Source organism: Chloracidobacterium validum (assembly GCF_018304825.1).
GTDB classification, from domain to species: Bacteria; Acidobacteriota; Blastocatellia; order Chloracidobacteriales; family Chloracidobacteriaceae; genus Chloracidobacterium; species Chloracidobacterium validum.
This window is the reverse complement of record NZ_CP072648.1, coordinates 707785-725087: the sequence shown is the minus strand read 5'-3', so window position 1 is coordinate 725087 and position 17303 is coordinate 707785. Positions and strand designations below refer to the sequence as shown.

The following is a 17303-nucleotide window of genomic DNA, read 5'->3' as shown; positions in this document are numbered from 1 at the left end:
ATGCTACGTTTTTGCCATGTCACATCGTCCTTCATCCCGATTTGCGTCCCTTGTTCAGCAGGTGCATCTTGCCCGGCGGGCAACCGCCATGCTGCGGCTGGCACTCCCGACCACGCTAGCGTTCGTACGCGACCAGCGGCGGTATCTAGCATTTGGCGCACCGCGTCACGTTTCGGAGCAAATCCACCGGCAGCGGGCGCAGACTATCAAGCAGCATATCGAAACGCTGGGCACGGCCTTCATTAAGCTGGGGCAACTCGTCAGCACCCGCCCTGACCTCGTGCCAGCGGTCTATATCGAAGAAATTGCCAAACTCCAGGATGGCATTACGCCACTCCCCGGCCGGGAAGCCCGCCGGACGCTCGAAGCGATTTACGGAACGCGCCTTGAAGCCGTGTTTGACCGCTTTGACGACCAGGCACTGGCAGCGGCCTCGCTGGCACAGGTTCACTATGCGGTTTGGCAGGGGCAGGATGTTGCCGTCAAGTTTGTCCGGCCCGACATCCCGGCGCAAATGGCCATTGATCTCAAGATCGCTGGTTTTGTCATGCGGCAACTCGATCAGCGGTTTTCCAACTCGTTGACGCGCATGCTGTCAACCGCGATTGCGGAAGGCTCAAAGGGCATGGCGCAGGAACTGGACTTGACCAATGAAATGGAAAACCTCGAAACCCTGGCGCGGGTGTTGGCCCGGCGGGAAGACGTGACCGTGCCGCTCATCTACCCAGAGGTCTCGGGTTCCCAAGTCATCGTCATGGAATACTGCCCAGGCGTGAAGTTCACTGATGTTGAACGCCTCCGAGCAGCCGGTTTTGACTTTGACGACCTGATTGCGCGCTTGGTGAAGCTTTATGCCGAAATGATTTTCGTGGCTGGCGTGTATCACGCCGACCCACACCCTGGGAACATTCTCGTTGGCGATGGGGGGCAGTTGATTTTGCTTGATTACGGCATGGTCTGCCGTCTATCGCGCGAGACACGGGCCATCATCCTTGATTCGGTTGTCGCCGGACTGCGCGGCGACCGGGAGCGCCTCGTGGACGGCCTCTATGAAACCGGTATTGTCTCGGAAGGCACGAATCGCCGCCGCATCCACGCTTTCATCGAGGAAATCATCCAGCTTCACCAACGCGGGCTGAATGCCCAGAGCCGGATGCTCGGCGTTGGTCTGGCAATTGAGCGGACGGCTCGCGAGCTGGGGCTGAACCTGCCACCTGAACTCGTCTATGTTTTTCGCAGCCTATCGCTGCTGGAGGGCATGGCGTCCAAGTTGCGGCCCGGCTGGAGCCTTATCGAACACGGCTTTGAGCCGATGCAGGAGGCGCTTGCGCCGCAGTATGTCAAGTCGCTCTTGAACCGCGAGGGATTGCTCAACACCGCCGTGGATGAAATCCGGCGCTTCCTTGGTCACCGCACCGTCCGCCGCTTCACTTGAAACCTGAGCTTTGAAACCCAAGCCAAGCAAACGCCGGGAGCCTGGCATTCGCGCCAGGCTCCCGGCGCCGATTGTTTGGGCATGGGGATGGGCGCTAGTACACCACACCCATTGCTAAAGCGGTTTCCCGGTCGAGGCGGCCGGTTGTTGGGAGGCCGCGTTCTTCCTGAAAACGCTGGATGGCGTCGCGGGTCTCGGCGTCGAGGCGGCCGGAGATACGTCCATTGTAAAGCCGCTCCCGCCGCAACTCCGTCTGCGCCCGACGCACAATCTCACTGGCCGTGTATTCGCCGGCATTCGGGTCATATCCAAAGCCAAAGTCTTCGTTTGGATCATTCGGTCCGGTCGTATTTCCACTGCCGAAGAGCAGGCCCAACGCGCGCGCCGTTTCACGGTCGAGACGGCGTGTAACAGAAAGTCCCTGTTGACGCTGAAACTCGCCGATTGCCTGACGGGTAAGCTGCCCCAAGTTACCCGTGATGTCGCCGGTGTAGAAACCCTGCCGTCGTAGTTCGGTTTGCGCCCGCCGGACGATGTCAGAGGCCGTGTATTCCCCCCGTGCCGCATCGTAGCCATAGTCATCCAAGCCGCCGCCAGTGCCTCCACTGCTGCCACCGACACCTCCACTATCCACGTCACTTGGCACGCGCAGCGATTGGTCGAGTTCGACGCCAAAGCGATACCCACTCTTCACCTGGGCTTCTTGTCCCTTGGAAAGCAACGCACCGAGAACCCCAGCCGCAGCGCCAATGCCAGCGCCAATGGCCGCGCCTTTGCCGCCACCAGCAATCGCGCCGATGGCCGCGCCAGCACCCGCGCCGCCACCAACAAAGATAACGTTGCGCTTGGTCGAACTGCCGCCACGTGCGCGCCCCTCACTATCAATTTGCTCGCGCTCATTGGGATCAAGGCTGGTGAGCGAGGCACGGATGTCGCGCGATACGCCATTGGCAAAAATGATGCGATCGAAGTCCACGGCAATGGACCCGGAGCGTCCGCGCCGCTCGGCAGGTTGCACTTGGGTTACGCGGCCCTGAACCTGTGTGCCCTGTGGAATTACCGTGCGGCCGTCCACGATGACTGGCTCAAAAACGGTGGCCGTGAAGGTATCGCCGACGCGCGCCGTGCGCGACGAAATGGTGCGGTCCATTTGGACCCGCAAAATGGTTCCGGTGGGCACAATGACGTCCCGAAAGCGTTGAGCGAAAACGACCCCGCCGAGCGCCGACTGACGAGCGGGAAGCACCGGCCACGCGGCTCCAAAGAGCGCGATGAGGCCAAGACTGGTGGCAATGCTTTGAGTAAAGCAACGTTTCATGATCGGGATTCCTTTCCTCTCTAGTAAGAGATCTAGTCAGTCATCTTGCGTAAGCCAATGCCGCAGTAGCTACTATGACTGTAGCCATTGATGCAGGTTGACTGATTTGTGTTGGTCTGGGGTGCACGCACCGGGCAAGACTTGAAACCAAGCTCTGGAATGAATGGAGTTCACGGCTTGTGGGAGGCAAGCCAGCTTGTCAGCTCTGAAAATGCGACGGTACTATAACCCACACTTTGTGTGCTCAAAACTCCGCTCGTCTGATTTCTCAACTGTCCCACGATGGAACTTGTCACGCTCACGATCGACGGTAAGACCTACCAGGCCCCAAAGGGCATGCTGCTGCTGGAGTTTTGTGCTTCACAGGGCATTGACATTCCGAACTTTTGCTACTACCCCGACCTCACGTCGCAAGCGGCCTGCCGGATGTGCCTGGTGCGCGTCGAGAAGATTCCGAAGCTGGCCACGGCCTGCACAGTCACCATCACGGATGGCATGGTGGTCACAGCCAGCTCGGATGAGGTCATCGAAGCGCGCAAAGGGATGCTTGACTTCATTCTGGGCAATCACCCGCTTGACTGTCCGGTGTGCGACAAGGGTGGTCAGTGCGAACTTCAGGATATGGCGTTCCAGCATGGAGCGCTGTACGCCGGCTATGAAGTTGCCAAAAACGCCAAGGACGAGCGCCGCCTCTCCCCTTTCATTGCTTATGATGAGCAACGGTGCGTGAAGTGCTACCGCTGCGTGCGCGTGTGTGAAGACTGGATGGACGTGCACGCTCTCACCAAGGTCTTCCGCGGAACAAAAGAAGTGATTGGCTTTTACGGGCAAGACCTGCACTGCGAGCAGTGTGGCAACTGCGTCGAGGTTTGCCCGGTCGGGGCGCTGCTCTCGGTGGATTCACGCTTCAAGTCGCGCCCGTGGGATATGCGCGAACAGCAAACCACCTGCTCATTTTGCGCCGACGGCTGCCAGCTTGAACTCGGCGTTCGTGGTCAGACCTACGTCCGGGCGGCCTCGAAAGACCTGACCGGTATCAACGGCGAATTCCTGTGTGTCAAAGGGCGCTACGGTAGCGCGTACATCTCAAATCCGGCGCGCCTCACCCAACCGCTCGTTCGCCAGGGCGACGACTTGAAGCCCGTGAGCTGGGACGATGCGCTCGCTACGGCGGCCCGGCTGTTAGGCGATCTTCACGCCAAGCATGGCGGCCGTGCCGTAGCGGTGGTTGGCTCACCACGACTGACGAACGAAGCCAACTTTGCCTTGGCGCGATTTGGACGCGCCCTCGACACACCGCACTTGGCTCACTTTCGTAACGTCGAACTGGGTGAGTTCTACGCACACCTCTCCGCGCCGCTGGCAACGCATGACGATATCAAGCAAGCTACTACCATCGTCCAACTTGGTGGCGATCCTACCGAGCACAGCCCGCTGACGGGATTTGCCATGCGCTACGCCAAGCGCAAGCATGGGGCGCGCATCCTGGTGGTCAACCAGCGGGCCACCAAAATTGCGCGGCGACAAGCCGATGTCTTCCTGCATGTTCGTCCCGACGGTGAAAGCGCCGTTGTGCGCGCGCTCTTTGAGGAAACCAGTCTGGAAGCTATGGCGGCGCTGGCCGGCGTTGCCAGCCACGACTTGCGCGCGCTGCATGAAGCGATAATGACCGCTGAGCGGTTGGTTGTCATCGCCGGACCCGAGGTGCGCGGGGCAACGTTACGGGCTGTGGCGCAGATTCGCGCGCTGACGCGCCCTGACGCCACGGTTCACCTCCTGGCGCTGGCCGACGACAACAACGCGGCCGGAGCTTTTGACATGGGGCTTGCCGTCAATGCTACCACGCTCATGTCCGATTTTGGCGGCACCATTCGCGCGGCTTACCTGGCCGGGGCCGACCCAATCACGAATCTCGGCCACCACTGGCGCGCGGCGCTAGCCAAGCTCGAATGTCTGATTGTGAGCGAACTTTTCCTGACGGAAACGGCCAAGCTGGCGAAGGTGGTGTTTCCGGCCACGAGCTATGCCGAGCAAGACGGCACGTTCACCAACCATGTCGGTCAGGTGCAGCGCGTGGCGCGGGTGGTTGAACGTGGTGGAAGCGGTCGCCCAGACTGGCTGATCATTCAGGCACTGGCCAAGGCCATGCGGCTCGATGTCAACGCCAAAGGCTCGTCCAGCGCGCTGCTCAACGATATTGCGCTGGACGTGCCCGGCTACGCCGGCGTGAGCTTTGCGGCCATCAAGCAAGCGCCTAAGGGCGCATATCCGGTAGCGCGACCACTGGCGAGTTCGGCTGACCGGGTGGCGCTCCAGTCCGCGCTGCGCGAACAAACCGCGTTGATTGACCCAAGCGCCTCGCATGACCACCGAATCGTCGAAATGGGCGAAGGCCTCTTCGCGCGTGGCACGCTACTCAATCACGTCAAGGTCTTTGACGACGCGCAACCCTTCTGGGAAGCGCACCGCGGCGAGTGGGAAGCCATGAACCTGGAACATGATTTCGTCGCGAATGGAAACTGATCTTCGATTCGAGCGCGCGCCAGCCACCAGCGCGCCGCACAGGAAAACCGACCATGCCCAATGTGGGAGATACAGCACCGGATTTCTCGCTTACCGCCAACGACGGCAAGACCTATTCCCTGTCCCAGTTTCGGGGTAAGCGCCATGTCGTGCTGGTGTTTTATCCAGGTGATGACACGCCAACGTGCACGGCCCAGTTGTGCGATTACCGGGACGGCTGGAGTGAATTCCAGGAACTCGATGCGGTCATCTTGGGCGTCAGCACCAACGACCTAGCAGCGCACCAGAAGTTCGCCGAAAAGTTTGCGTTTCCGTTTCCCTTGCTCGAGGACCCAGAGCGCCAACTGTGCAAAGCCTATGGCGTTCTGATGCTAGGCGGATTGCTTCCGGTTGCGAACCGTGCCGTGTTCATCATTGACAAGCAGGGTGTGATTCGCTATCGCCACGTTGAAACCATACCAATTTTCAAGCGTAGTCGGGGCGAACTACTCGACGCACTCCGCAAGCTCGCGGACTGAAGCACGGCTTGGTCATCTGGGGCAACGAAGGGTTATAACCGATGCCAGCATTCACGGTGGCAGTTGACATCGCAGCGGAACCACGGCGTGTTTGGCAAGTTTGGACTGACTTTGAACGCTGGCCTGAGTGGACGCCCACCATACAGCATGTCAAGCGGCTTGATATGGCCCCAGTTGGGGTTGGGTCAAGCGTCTCCATCCAGCGGATGAGCGCACAACCGGTCGTCTGGCGCATGACCTACTGGGAACCGCGCCGGCGTTTCACCTGGGCAACTCGTTCGACCGGCTTCACGGTCACGGCCGATCATCTCGTCGTGCCGAGACCGGAGGGCGGCGCTCGCGCCGAAGTGAGCTTCCGTGTCGAAGGCTGGCTCGGATGGCTCATCGGGCGGTTTCTCAAAGACCTGACCGAAAACCTGCTGAGGACAGAAGTCTCAGGCCTCAAAGCACGGAGCGAGCAGTCCTAGCCAAGTTGCCTAACGTCCCACTCGGCACGGCCCGACAGTAGCTTGTGGAAAGTAGTACCTCAGGATGTCTTGGTGGGTGCGTCCAGCCCGCGCCTGGGCGAGGGACCCATCCAGACAAAGCCCAACGTGGTGGCCAAAACCGTGACCACGTAAAACCAGCGCGTCTCCGCGCGGTTCAATGACATACCGACTCGAAAGCACGAGGTTCCAACCTAACTGTTGTCCGACAAGGTGGCGAAACCGGTGGTTCGGCACAACTATTTGCCGCGACCCGATGGTGACGGCCAAGCTTGCAACAAAGCCATCCGCCGTGCGGTTGGCAACTTCAATTCGGATGTCGTCGGTCACGGATGTTTCGGCAAGCAAGGCTCTGGCGAGGCGTCGGCGGTCAACTTGGCGCGTCCAGGTAAAAAACCGTGATGCCTTGCACCAGCGACACGCGACGCCGGACTGGTCAAGTCCGGCGCCGAAAGCCACGTCCGGGGAGGTTGTCCGCCCGCCACAACAGGCCGCGAAATAGGCTGAATAGATGGTGGCGTCCACGTTTTGGAGAACCTCCCCGGCCGTATCGGCGGCCACCTTTTGCGCCACTACCGAAAGCTTCCCGCCGGTCTTGCCACCGGCTTCCTGGCGAATCCACTGGTCGCCCAGAAACAGTTGGCAATGGGTTGAGTCACAAAGATCGAAGCCTTCGCCGGCATGCCGTCCGACCTGATGCGCCACATAGCTGCGAACCACGATTGCCAGCGCCTTGCTGGCTTCAAGCGGCGCGTCGGGTGGCAACTCCGCGCTCACCACCGCCGCCACAACCGCGTCAACCGGCTGGGTCACAACCAGTTGAAGGCATTTTTCGAGCGCCGTGATGGCGAGCGTACCCTGAAACTGGCGCTGCACGCGCGTTTTCCGACCAACCACCTCCAAGGTCACGTCCGCGGCCGCAACCGTCAAGCGATCGCTAGCGGCCATCAGTTGGTTCCCCTGCCAAATCACCAGTCCCGACGCGGTATGCTCGATGCGGCAGGTCATCTGTGGCGAGAGGCGAAATGTCTGTCCTGTAAGCTGAAGTGCAGCCGGTCGGTCATGGGCGCGAAGCCAGACGAACCGGGGCTGAAAAAGCGTGAACACACCCATCCGCAACGTGACCGGCAAGGTGGCATGGGCAGCTAAAGAACAGCCATGGCTTTCGGTGACAGTGAACGGTAGGGCCAGCCACCACAGCCCGGCCAGCCAAACCCTGCCCCATCTGGAAAGACGCCGTCCGGCCATAGGCAGTCCAGGCTGCGAGTGACTAGTCAGGCAGCAAAGCGAAGCGATCCGTCGCCGCTACGAGTGCGGCAGTCGTGCCCGGCTCGGACGCCGAGTGTCCGGCATTGGCAATAATCTGAAAATCAGCTTCAGGAAAAGCCTTGTGGAGGTCCCAGGCCGTCATCATCGGGCACACCACATCGTACCGCCCCTGCACGATGACGGTCGGAATGTGGCGAATCCGGTGCACATGTTCAATCAAGTAGTGCTCGGATTCCATAAAGATGCGGTTGATGAAGTAATGACACTCGATGCGCGCAATGGCCAGTGAGCGCTCGTCAAAATCCTTGACGAGTTCTGGGTCAGGCAGCAGTTTGGATGTGCTGCCTTCCCAAACACTCCAGGCCCGGGCTGCCGCGTGGCGCAGTTCCTCATCGTCACTCGTCAGTCGGCGGTAATAGGCAGCAACCAGATCATGGCGCTCATCGGGTGGAATCAAGGTGACATACGGTTCCCAGGCATCGGGAAACAAGGCGTTGGCACCCTCCTGGTAAAACCAATCAATTTCCTTTTTCCGGCATAGAAAAATCCCACGCAGCACCAGCCCGCGCACCCGATCTGGATGCGTCTCCGCATACGCGAGCGCGAGCGTGCTGCCCCAGGAACCGCCAAACACTACCCATTTCTCCACGTCTAGGTGCTGGCGTAGCTGCTCGATGTCAGCCACCAAATCCCAGGTCGTGTTTTCTTCGAGGCAGGCGTAAGGCGTGCTTTTACCGGCTCCACGCTGGTCAAACAGCACGATGCGATAGCGTTCCGGGTCAAAATAGCGCCGGTGGTCAGGCGATGTGCCGCCACCCGGCCCGCCATGCAGGAACACAACGGGCTTCCCCTGCGGATTGCCACTCACTTCGTAGTAAAGCGTGTGCAGCGCCGAAACCGGTAACATGCCAGTCATATAGGGTTCAATTGGCGGATAGAGCGTGCGCGCCTCGGTCATGATCGTTTAGCTCCGTTCACGGCGGGGAGATCCGGTAATGCAGCGCACGACATCAGCAAGGTGCGATTCGAGGTGCGCGGTGTATGGTAATTCAGCCAGCACCGGGACGCCAAATGTGCGCAGCACGCGCGCGTTATCCTCACGCTCCAAACCGGCTTCCGCATCAACATCATTGAGGATCACCCCGGCGCAAACCAGGTTCCGCCGCCGCAGCTCCTCCCACGTCAGCAGGACGTGGTTGAGCGTTCCCAGCCGCGCCCGCGCCACAACTAAAACGGGAACGCCAAGCGTCTCAATAACATCGGCCACGGTTTGATAACCGTTCCGCGCTGTTCCCGTGAAGGGAACCAGCAATCCTCCGGCCCCCTCGACCAAAAGAATATCCGTTTCAGTTTGGGCCGTACGTATCAGCTCCAGGCAAGTGCTAATGTCAAGGTCAACACCGGCGCGCTCGGCCGCAACCGCCGGCGCCAGCGGCTCACGCAGCCGGTAGCGGATAAACCGCTCGAGCGGCAGCTCGGCAAGACCAGAGGCGGCCCGATGCGCTAACGCGTCAGCCGGAAGCAGTTCACCGTCAGCGCTCACGGCGCAACCAGTTTCAATCGGTTTGATGGCGCGCGCGCGATACCCGGCAGCCGTCAGAGACCGTACCAATGCGCAGGTCACTGCCGTTTTGCCAACGCCCGTATCGGTTCCGGTCACAAAGAAGGTTTGCGTCATGGCATGCGTTATGCGCCTTGGCACTGAAGTAAGCTCAGGACTTCGCCAATCAAGTAGATTGACCCATACACGACAATCAGACCATCCGGGGGGGTTGACGCGCGCGCCAGCCTCAGCGCCGTAGCGACATCTGGGGACTGGATCACATTCGACGGAAGCCAATACCCGAGGGCAATGACTTCCAGGCTGTCGCATGGCATCGCGCGTGATTGTCCGGTCACTTCCGTCACAATCAACCGCTCGGCGATGGTCGCCAACGGAGACAGCAACTCGATCACCGGCTTATCACGCATAGCAGCAAAAACAGTGGTGACCGGTCGCCGCCGGCAAGTCGTTTCAAGGAAGTCGGCCAATGCCTGTACACCTTCTGGATTATGCGCGCCATCCAGCAGGATCGGTGGATTTCCGTCTATCCATTGCAAGCGGCCTGGCCAGTGGGTCTGTTCAAGCCCGGAACATACAGCTTCTTCGACCGCGCCATCGCTCATATCGAGCACCCGCAGGTAATCCTGCGCCACACGAGTTGCCAACGCGGCATTCTGAGACTGGTGACGGCCATGCAACGCCAGACGACATTCTCGCCCATAGGTTCGTGACGTCTGACTGTCAAGGCAGACCACAGGGCGACCAGTTGTGTCATAACAAATGATGTCGAGCGGCTCGACCCACCTTGGTTCGCATTGCCTTTCGAGGGCCGCTTGGGCAAGCGCTTGGCGGGCTTCTTCAGGCTGCGTGTCGGCAATGTACACCGGTACACCAGGCTTGATGATGCCTGCTTTTTCACGGGCAATGTGCGTCAGCGTCGGGCCAAGCCACTCGCGGTGGTCATCTCCGATGGAGCTGATAACTGAGGCAGCCGGGACGAGCACATTGGTTGCGTCAAGTCGGCCACCAAGCCCAACTTCGACCACAACCACATCCGGCGACCGTTCCGCAAAATAACAAAATGCTGCTGCTGTCAGATGCTCGAAGAAGGTTGGTCGAGCGAGCAAGCGGCCCTGCTTCAGTAAGGCTTCAACCGCGTCACGAACATGCGTCATGACACGCGCAAAGTCGCCTTCAGCAATATCTCGGTCGTTGAACCGAATACGCTCGGTGAGGCTGATTAAGTGCGGTGAGGTATATAGCCCAACTTGCAAGCCGGCTCTGCGCAGAATGCTGGCCAGAAATGCGCAGGTTGAGCCTTTGCCATTGGTTCCAGCAACGTGGATGGCGCTGAACGCGCGGTCTGGACGGCCGAGCGCATCCAATAGGGTGGCAACTGCGTCAAGACCAAGCTTCATGGTCGTGACCTCATTGCCTAATGAATACAAATACCCGACCGATGCTTCAAAATTCACGCTTGAGCCTGGGACTGTCAGTCACGAGACTTAGTTACCAATAAACTTTGCGCCCGGAAAGACCGACTTGATCCACGCTACCTCTCCGGAGACACGAGCAAAATACGACACTGCGCCGTATGTCGAAGTGTCACCATTGGCATTGACGCCGATAACGCACCACTGCCTATCGTACTCCATCCAGCAGGAACCACCGCTATCGCCTGAACCCAACGCGCCCTCATACTCATTCACCGGCGTCGGGTCGCCGTAGGTGTTCTTGGCGCTTCCGTCTTCTTTATCGAAGTCTATCCCAAGGTAGTTGCCGCCGTCTTCATCGCTGGGCAGCGGTTTGACCGCTTCAGTTACATTTTCAATCAGGTTCTGCGCAGCAGCTTTGGGGTTGTCGTCGTCGTAGTAGTCGGCCTGTTCGCCTGAGGAACCAGTACCGCGCATGCCATAACCGACAATGGTACAAAGCCGATCCATCTCATCTGAGCCAGCGTAAAGCAGCGCCGGTTGCCCAACACCTCTGACTGGGCGATCTAAGACGACAATGGCAAAGTCATAGCCCGTGCGGGTGTTGTTGTCGCCATTCCACGCCGGATGAACGATAAGCTCAACCCCCTTGTAGGTCGTGCCATCCGTAGCAACGTACGCATACTCAGTGGCATTGCCACCCTTGGTGAAGTTGTGGCCCGCCGTCAGGACGTAACCATGTTTGGCGTCGTTACCAATCCAGGTTCCAGACGCGCCAGCACTTTCACCAACCAGTTGGATGGTTGCGCGAAACTGCGGTTGATTAGCGAGCGCAATATGCTTGGCGAAGCCGGCCGGCTTGTTGTCGGCGTTGCCCCCGTGTTTACGCCAGGCACTATCCAAAATAACAACGCCCGGCACCGGCCGGACGAAGAAACTCGTTGTGGCAAGCGCCAAACCGACCAGGACGAGCGTCAACCGTTGACTTGAGAAACAAGACAGCATTCCAAACTCTCCCAATGAGATTTTGCCTTGAAGACCGGGCCTTGTCAGCATTGTGACGCGGCAGCTTGGTTGAATCAGTGCGCCATGAAAGCCAGTGCATCGATGAGGAACTTCCGCAGGTCGCGGCGGTCCACGACGGCGTCAAGCATGCCGTGCTCCAGAAGAAACTCCGAACGTTGAAATCCGACGGGAAGCTTCTGGCGGATGGTTTGCTCGATGACGCGCGGTCCGGCAAAACCGATGAGCGCACCCGGTTCGGCGATATTGATGTCGCCAAGCATGGCAAAACTGGCCGTGACGCCACCCGTCGTTGGATCGGTCAGTACGGAAATATAAGGCACGCGGGCAGCATCCAAACGGGCTAACGCGCCGCAGATTTTAGCAAGTTGCATCAGGCTATACGTGCCTTCCATCATGCGCGCGCCGCCGGAAGCGGAAACGATGACGAGCGGTCGCTGTTTAGCAATTGCCCGCTCAATGGCGCGGGTGACTTTTTCGCCAACCACTGACCCCATGCTCCCACCGATGAACTCCATCACCATGACGCAGCCAATCAGGGGTCGTCCTCCGAGATTTCCTTCAGCGCAGACAATCGCATCGTTGAAACCCGTGCTCTTCCGCGCTTGAACAATCCGGTCGGCGTAGGACTTGGTATCAAAAAACTCCAGAATGTCGGTCGAAACAATGTTGTCGTCAAAGGTTGTGTATTGCCCATCATCAAAAAGATGGGCCAGGCGCTGTCGCGTCGGCCACTTCATGTGGTGGCCGCAGTTTGGGCAGACGTTTAGGTTGGCTTCAAGGTCTTTTTTGAAGTGCGTCGTGCCACAGGCCGGGCACTTGACAAAAAGACCTTCAGTCCGAACCTTGCGGTCAGCCGGTGGTGTTTCATCGGTGATGTTGCGTTTACGTCTAAACCAAGCCATGGCGGCAAACCCCAGGAAAACTTGCGGGAAAACCACCTCATTGCACTACCGGGGACTGGCATCAGGTCAGTCATTCAGCGCAAGAAAAGGTGGGAGAAACGCAGGCAACCATAGTAGGTTTGCCTAACGGCGTCTAGCCACTGTGTCGCACGGCGACCAAATCTTCTACCTGCTAAATCACCTAAGTTCAATCTCTGATGAAACGACTTCAAGGCTTTACCTGGCACTGGCTTGGCGGACTGTTCTGGTTGTGGCTGGCGACTGGCGTGGCCCAGGCTCAGGAGTTCGCCGACTTTGGAATCATTCGTTCCACCGTCAACGTCACGCTTCGGCCGGCGGATTACAGCGCCGATGTCACGGCGACCCTCGAACTTACCAACATCGCCAAGCAAGCCGAAGCACGGACGCTCACCTTGCGGCTCACCAAAGCGGCCCAAGTGACCTCCTTTACAGTCAATGACCGCCCCATGCCGACGGATGAGAAGAAACAACCAGGGGGTGACACCGCGATTGCCACGTACGTGGCGGAACTCTCCCCACCACTTGGGCCGGGCAAAAACGTCACGGCCAAACTGGTGTACACACTGACGTACCGGGAAAGCACCAACTACGCTGCCCTTACGCCCGGCGACAGCCTGCTTTTGCCGGAAGCCGGGTGGACGCCCTTCATCCATCTGCCCCAAAGTAGCCATGGACCCGACACCGCCCCATACGTCTTGACCGTTACGAAGCCGACCGATGGCGAAGTCTGGTCCAGTGGCACGCGACAGGAAGCCGGCGGGAGTATCAGTTTCACCTCATCACTGGCCGGCGAACCGTGGCTACTCGTACAGCCCTTGGCGCCACCGGTCACGCGCCGCTTCACGCCGGCCAGTGGTGAGCCAACAGTTGTCAACGTCCATGGCACGCGGGGACTCCCGGAAGAAAGTTCCCGACAAGCCCAGCGCCTCGCCGAAGAGGTTGCGCGGATTCTGGGCTTTTACCAGTCACTCTGGGGAGCCGTTCCGGTGCGTGAGTTCCAGGTGTTGACCACTCCCCGGCGGGTCGTTGCCGACCGCCGCAGCCCGGAGCTACGGGGGCGGGACTTCGATACCGACCGCGCCATACGCTATAGCGCGCCAGGCGTGGTGGTGCTCGAAGCGGCAACCCTGCGACGTCCGACACTGGATGCTGAAACTGTCGAATGGCTGACGGCTAATGTTGCGCAGACTTGGCTCGGTGGACAGACCCGCCTGCGGGGGCGTGGGTGGGGCGTGCTGGCCGATGCCCTGCCAGCCTACCTCACAGCACAGTACCTTCAACAGCAATACGGAGCCGCTGCCGAGCGCGATTTCTGGTTACGGCGGAGCTTCGCCCATGGAAGGTTGGCGGGCATTCGGGTTTCACAGCAAGGCTTTGAGCGTGGCATTGACCCGATTCTGACCCTGCAACACCCGGCCTTGCCCGACTACTATGCCAGCCTGCCAACCAAAGGCGCGCTTGTCTTCCGGCTCCTAGAACGCCTCGTGGGACGCGATACGTTGCTGGCTGCCGTCAAGTCCATCGTCCTGGACGCCAGCGGTGTGGCAACCTACGACATGTTGCGCAGCCGCCTCGTTGGCGATCCGCCAGACGAGCGCCGCGCCAACTTTTTCAAACAGTGGTTCGAGGAACTCAGCGAACCGGATTTCGTGATTGGTGTTCCTGTCAAACGCGAGGATGGCCCGGGCTGGAGCTGCGCGCTGCGCAACCTTGGCACGGGTGACGCCCGGCTGCCGGTCGTCGCCGTGACCGACAAGGGGGAAAAACTGACGACTACCGTGGATCTGCCCTCCAAAGGCTATGCCACCGCCACCTTTGAAACCTCGGCAACCATTGTCAGCGTGGAGCTAGACCCGGAAAAAGTTTACCCACAGGTACGCTTTGGCTACGACCGCAACTCCAAACAGTTCGATAACGACGCCCGGCCCGAACAGCGCTATGCCTTTGGGTTGGTTCTGGATGCAGAAGCCACACTGACACGCCGGCTGAAAACCAATGAGACCGAGGCCCAACGCCAGGCCGAAGCCGAAAGCCTGTTGCGCGCGGCCATTGCCCGTGAACCGGGCTTTGCTCTGGCCCGCGCCTATCTGGCTCGAATTCTGGCTTTTCAGGGCAAGGGTGAGGCGGCTATGGCAGAAATCACAGCCATTCGCCAGGCCAACCCGCCTTCCCGCTATCCGCTGGCAGTGGCGCTGCTTGTCGAGGGTGAACTGGCCATGACCCGCCAGGCCTATGACCAAGCACGGATGGCCTACAAAGCAGCGTTTGACATGGAGGCTGGCCCAACGCTCGATGAACAGGCACGCCGTGGACTACTGAGCAGCGAAGTAGCCGCCGGGCAGTCACGGCCACCGGAGGAGGACATCCGCGCGTTTCTTGCGACCATGGACAAGGCCATTCGCGCGGGAACGTCCAAGGCACTGGAAACCTGCTTCATTCGGCCAGATACGGCAAAATTCGTCTTGGGTATCGTCGTTTCCAAGCCCGACGCCTGGACCACCCAAGCCACACGCATGGAACGGCTTGACGCACAGCGCGTCCTGCTCGATGTCAACGTGACCGTCGTTTCGGCCACCAAGGAAGAACAGTCTGGCACCGGATTGATAACGCTCCGGCGTGTGGGCAACGGATGGATGGTTGATCGCCTCGACCAGTTCGTGCTGTCGAAGCGATAGCCAGCCCAGTTCTGTCACTTGGCTCTGTCACTCGACGGCCAGCGAGCGCCGTACGCCGGGATGTCGGAAGTAGCGGCGGGCGCGGGCGACATCGCGTCCGATTTGGGCGCGGAGGTCATCCAGGCTGGCAAACTTCTGTTCCGGTCGCAGGCGGTGCAGGAAGCGGGTGCGGAGGGAGGTGCCGTAGAGTTCGCCGCTGAAATCCAGAATGTGGGTTTCTACCACGCGCATCCGGTCACCACTCACGGTTGGACGGACACCAATGTTGGTAACGCTACGCCGCCACACTCCGCGAATGAGCGTTGCGGTCACATAGACGCCATCGGCCGGCAGCACTCGATTGATGACGGCGATATTCGCCGTTGGGAAATCGAGCGTCCGCCCCAAACGGCGGCCGGCAACGACTTCGCCTTCGACGCCATAGGGGCGACTGAGCATGCGCCGCGCCAAGTTAATCTGGCCAGATTGAATGGCTTCACGCAGGCGCGTTGAGCTGACGCGCCGGCCGCGCAGGACAACAGACTCAACTTCGTATGCCGCGCAGCCGTAGTCCACGCCAAGGCAGCGGAGGGTAGCAATGTTGCCCTGGCGTCCTCGGCCGAAGACAAAATTTTCACCCAGATGGATTTCCCGCGCCCCCAGCGCCTTGAAAAGCAGGCGCTCGGCAAATTCGGCAGCCGTCAGCGCTGCCAAGTCCTGGTCGAAATGCAGAACGAGTGTTTGCCGGACTCCCAGAATCTTGAGGGCTTCGAGTCGCTGGCCCAGGGTCTGAAGCAGCGGTGGCGCGGCATCCGGGTAGAGTACAGCGCGTGGGTGTGGGTCAAACGTAACAACCGTTGAGGCACATTCAAGCGCGGCCGCCCGCTCCACCACACGGCGAATAATTGTTTGGTGTCCCAGATGCAACCCATCAAACACCCCCATGGTCAGAACCGAGGGCGTTTGGATGCCAGGCGCTTGCCAATCGTGAAAAATGTCCATGCAGGCGACAAAAGCCGGCGCACAAAAGATTGATTCACCGGCAATAGTACCATTACCCGCCGTGGTCTGCTCGTGGAAGTTACGAAGCCATTGAAGCAAGGCTATGAGGGTAGTGGCTCATGGGCAGCGCGGATGAGACGGTCACGCACGCCATCCCACTCAGCAGTGGCTGGGACCTGCTCGATGACGATGATATCCACAAGCTGCCCATCGAGTGCGTGCAAGGCCGCGTAAAGTTGCTGGGCGTAGGCAGCCACCACGCTCGGTAGGCGGATCTGCGTTACGTCGGGGGGAACATCAACCTCCGAGAGAACAACCGCACCTAGTCGCCGTCCCCGCGCGGACCAGAAGGCCAACCGCTTTTCAATGCCTTTGATGTCGCCAAACGGCTGCAACTCAACACGCGCGCGGGGAGCGTAATGGCGCGGGAACTGTCCCGGACTAGGCGCAGTCGCTGTATGCGGTGGAGACTGAAAAGGTTCCCCAGCAGACGCCTCCAACGTGGATTGCGCCAAAACACCAGCCCGCCAGAGCGTTGGCGGCGTGGTCGTAACATCGAGTACGGCCGACTCGATGCCAACGGCGCAAGGTCCGCCATCGAGCACGGCGGCAATCCGACCGCCCAGACTCTTGAGCACATGGTCGGCCGTCGTTGGCGACACTTCGGTGAAGCGGTTGGCGCTTGGCGCGGCCAACGGCGCGCCAACTGCCCGGATGAGGGACTGGGCTAAGGGGTGGGCTGGCAAGCGAACCCCAACTGTCGCCCCACCGCCGGTGACGTTGGGGGGCACACGCGCTTGCTTGTGCAAGATGAGTGTGAGTGGGCCTGGAAAGAAGACATCCATCAGCCGATACGCCACGGGTGGGATGTCAACAGCAACCCGTTCTATCCAGCTTCGCTCGGCAATGTGCACAATGAGGGGGTTGTTCGGTGGGCGTCCTTTGGCGGCAAACACCCGCGCCACCGCCGTCTCATCAAACGCCAGCGCGCCAAGCCCATACACTGTTTCAGTTGGGAAAGCAACCAACTGACCGGCGCGCAACAAGTCAGCGGCCTTCATCAAAGCCACTGGATCAGGGTGGTGCGGGTCACAGATGATGCGTTCGGTTAGCATAAGCGCGTCCAGCAAGCGCGCCCCAGTGCAGAAGCGCTGGAGCGTTTTTTCTAAGCTCT

Annotated in this window: 14 protein-coding genes; 5 read left to right on the top strand and 9 right to left on the bottom strand. The window is 59.9% G+C overall.

Annotated features, from left to right (window positions below; all coding sequences use genetic code 11):
* Positions 1-16: 16 nt before the first annotated feature.
* A complete protein-coding gene (locus tag J8C06_RS03060) occupies positions 17-1435 on the top strand; it encodes an ABC1 kinase family protein (RefSeq protein ID WP_211429324.1) in 1419 nt (472 codons plus the stop codon).
* 94 nt (positions 1436-1529) lie between these two features.
* Here the strand turns inward: J8C06_RS03060 and J8C06_RS03055 are convergent, their stop codons facing one another.
* A complete protein-coding gene (locus tag J8C06_RS03055) occupies positions 1530-2753 on the bottom strand; it encodes a peptidoglycan-binding protein (protein WP_211429323.1) in 1224 nt (407 codons plus the stop codon).
* A 282-nt stretch (positions 2754-3035) separates the two neighbouring features.
* Between J8C06_RS03055 and J8C06_RS03050 the strand changes: the two genes are divergently transcribed.
* The 3 genes from J8C06_RS03050 to J8C06_RS03040 are packed head-to-tail and all read left to right on the top strand — an operon-like array spanning position 3036 to position 6261.
* Positions 3036-5276 (top strand): molybdopterin-dependent oxidoreductase, encoded by a 2241-nt coding sequence (locus J8C06_RS03050; RefSeq protein ID WP_211429322.1) that lies wholly within the window; start codon positions 3036-3038, stop codon positions 5274-5276.
* A 53-nt stretch (positions 5277-5329) separates the two neighbouring features.
* Positions 5330-5794, top strand: a complete 465-nt coding sequence (locus J8C06_RS03045; protein ID WP_211429321.1) for a peroxiredoxin — start codon at positions 5330-5332, stop codon at positions 5792-5794.
* A gap of 41 nt (positions 5795-5835) precedes the next feature.
* Positions 5836-6261 (top strand): SRPBCC family protein, encoded by a 426-nt coding sequence (locus J8C06_RS03040; protein WP_211429320.1) that lies wholly within the window; start codon positions 5836-5838, stop codon positions 6259-6261.
* Positions 6262-6270: 9 nt separating this feature from the next.
* Here the strand turns inward: J8C06_RS03040 and J8C06_RS03035 are convergent, their stop codons facing one another.
* The 6 genes from J8C06_RS03035 to accD form a co-directional block, all read right to left on the bottom strand.
* Positions 6271-7527 (bottom strand): SpoIID/LytB domain-containing protein, encoded by a 1257-nt coding sequence (locus J8C06_RS03035; RefSeq protein ID WP_211429319.1) that lies wholly within the window; start codon positions 7525-7527, stop codon positions 6271-6273.
* Positions 7528-7549: 22 nt separating this feature from the next.
* Entirely contained in the window at positions 7550-8506 is a 957-nt protein-coding gene (gene pip, locus J8C06_RS03030) for a prolyl aminopeptidase (protein WP_211429318.1), read from the bottom strand.
* Between the two features lie 6 nt (positions 8507-8512).
* Entirely contained in the window at positions 8513-9226 is a 714-nt protein-coding gene (gene bioD / locus J8C06_RS03025; RefSeq protein WP_211429317.1) for a dethiobiotin synthase, read from the bottom strand.
* Positions 9227-9234: 8 nt separating this feature from the next.
* Complete coding sequence (locus J8C06_RS03020) at positions 9235-10509, bottom strand: bifunctional folylpolyglutamate synthase/dihydrofolate synthase (RefSeq protein ID WP_211429316.1); 1275 nt, start codon at positions 10507-10509, stop codon at positions 9235-9237.
* 87 nt (positions 10510-10596) lie between these two features.
* Entirely contained in the window at positions 10597-11529 is a 933-nt protein-coding gene (locus tag J8C06_RS03015; protein ID WP_211429315.1) for a trypsin-like serine peptidase, read from the bottom strand.
* 74 nt (positions 11530-11603) lie between these two features.
* Complete coding sequence (accD, locus tag J8C06_RS03010) at positions 11604-12452, bottom strand: acetyl-CoA carboxylase, carboxyltransferase subunit beta (protein ID WP_211429314.1); 849 nt, start codon at positions 12450-12452, stop codon at positions 11604-11606.
* A 197-nt stretch (positions 12453-12649) separates the two neighbouring features.
* Here accD and J8C06_RS03005 point away from each other — a divergent pair, with 197 nt between their 5' ends.
* Positions 12650-15148, top strand: a complete 2499-nt coding sequence (locus J8C06_RS03005; protein WP_211429313.1) for a tetratricopeptide repeat protein — start codon at positions 12650-12652, stop codon at positions 15146-15148.
* A 27-nt stretch (positions 15149-15175) separates the two neighbouring features.
* Here J8C06_RS03005 and J8C06_RS03000 read toward each other — a convergent pair whose 3' ends face one another.
* Both J8C06_RS03000 and J8C06_RS02995 read right to left on the bottom strand, forming a co-directional pair.
* Positions 15176-16129, bottom strand: a complete 954-nt coding sequence (locus tag J8C06_RS03000) for a bifunctional riboflavin kinase/FAD synthetase (RefSeq protein WP_211429312.1) — start codon at positions 16127-16129, stop codon at positions 15176-15178.
* A gap of 101 nt (positions 16130-16230) precedes the next feature.
* A complete protein-coding gene (locus J8C06_RS02995) occupies positions 16231-17244 on the bottom strand; it encodes an L-threonylcarbamoyladenylate synthase (RefSeq protein ID WP_211429311.1) in 1014 nt (337 codons plus the stop codon).
* Positions 17245-17303: the final 59 nt, after the last annotated feature.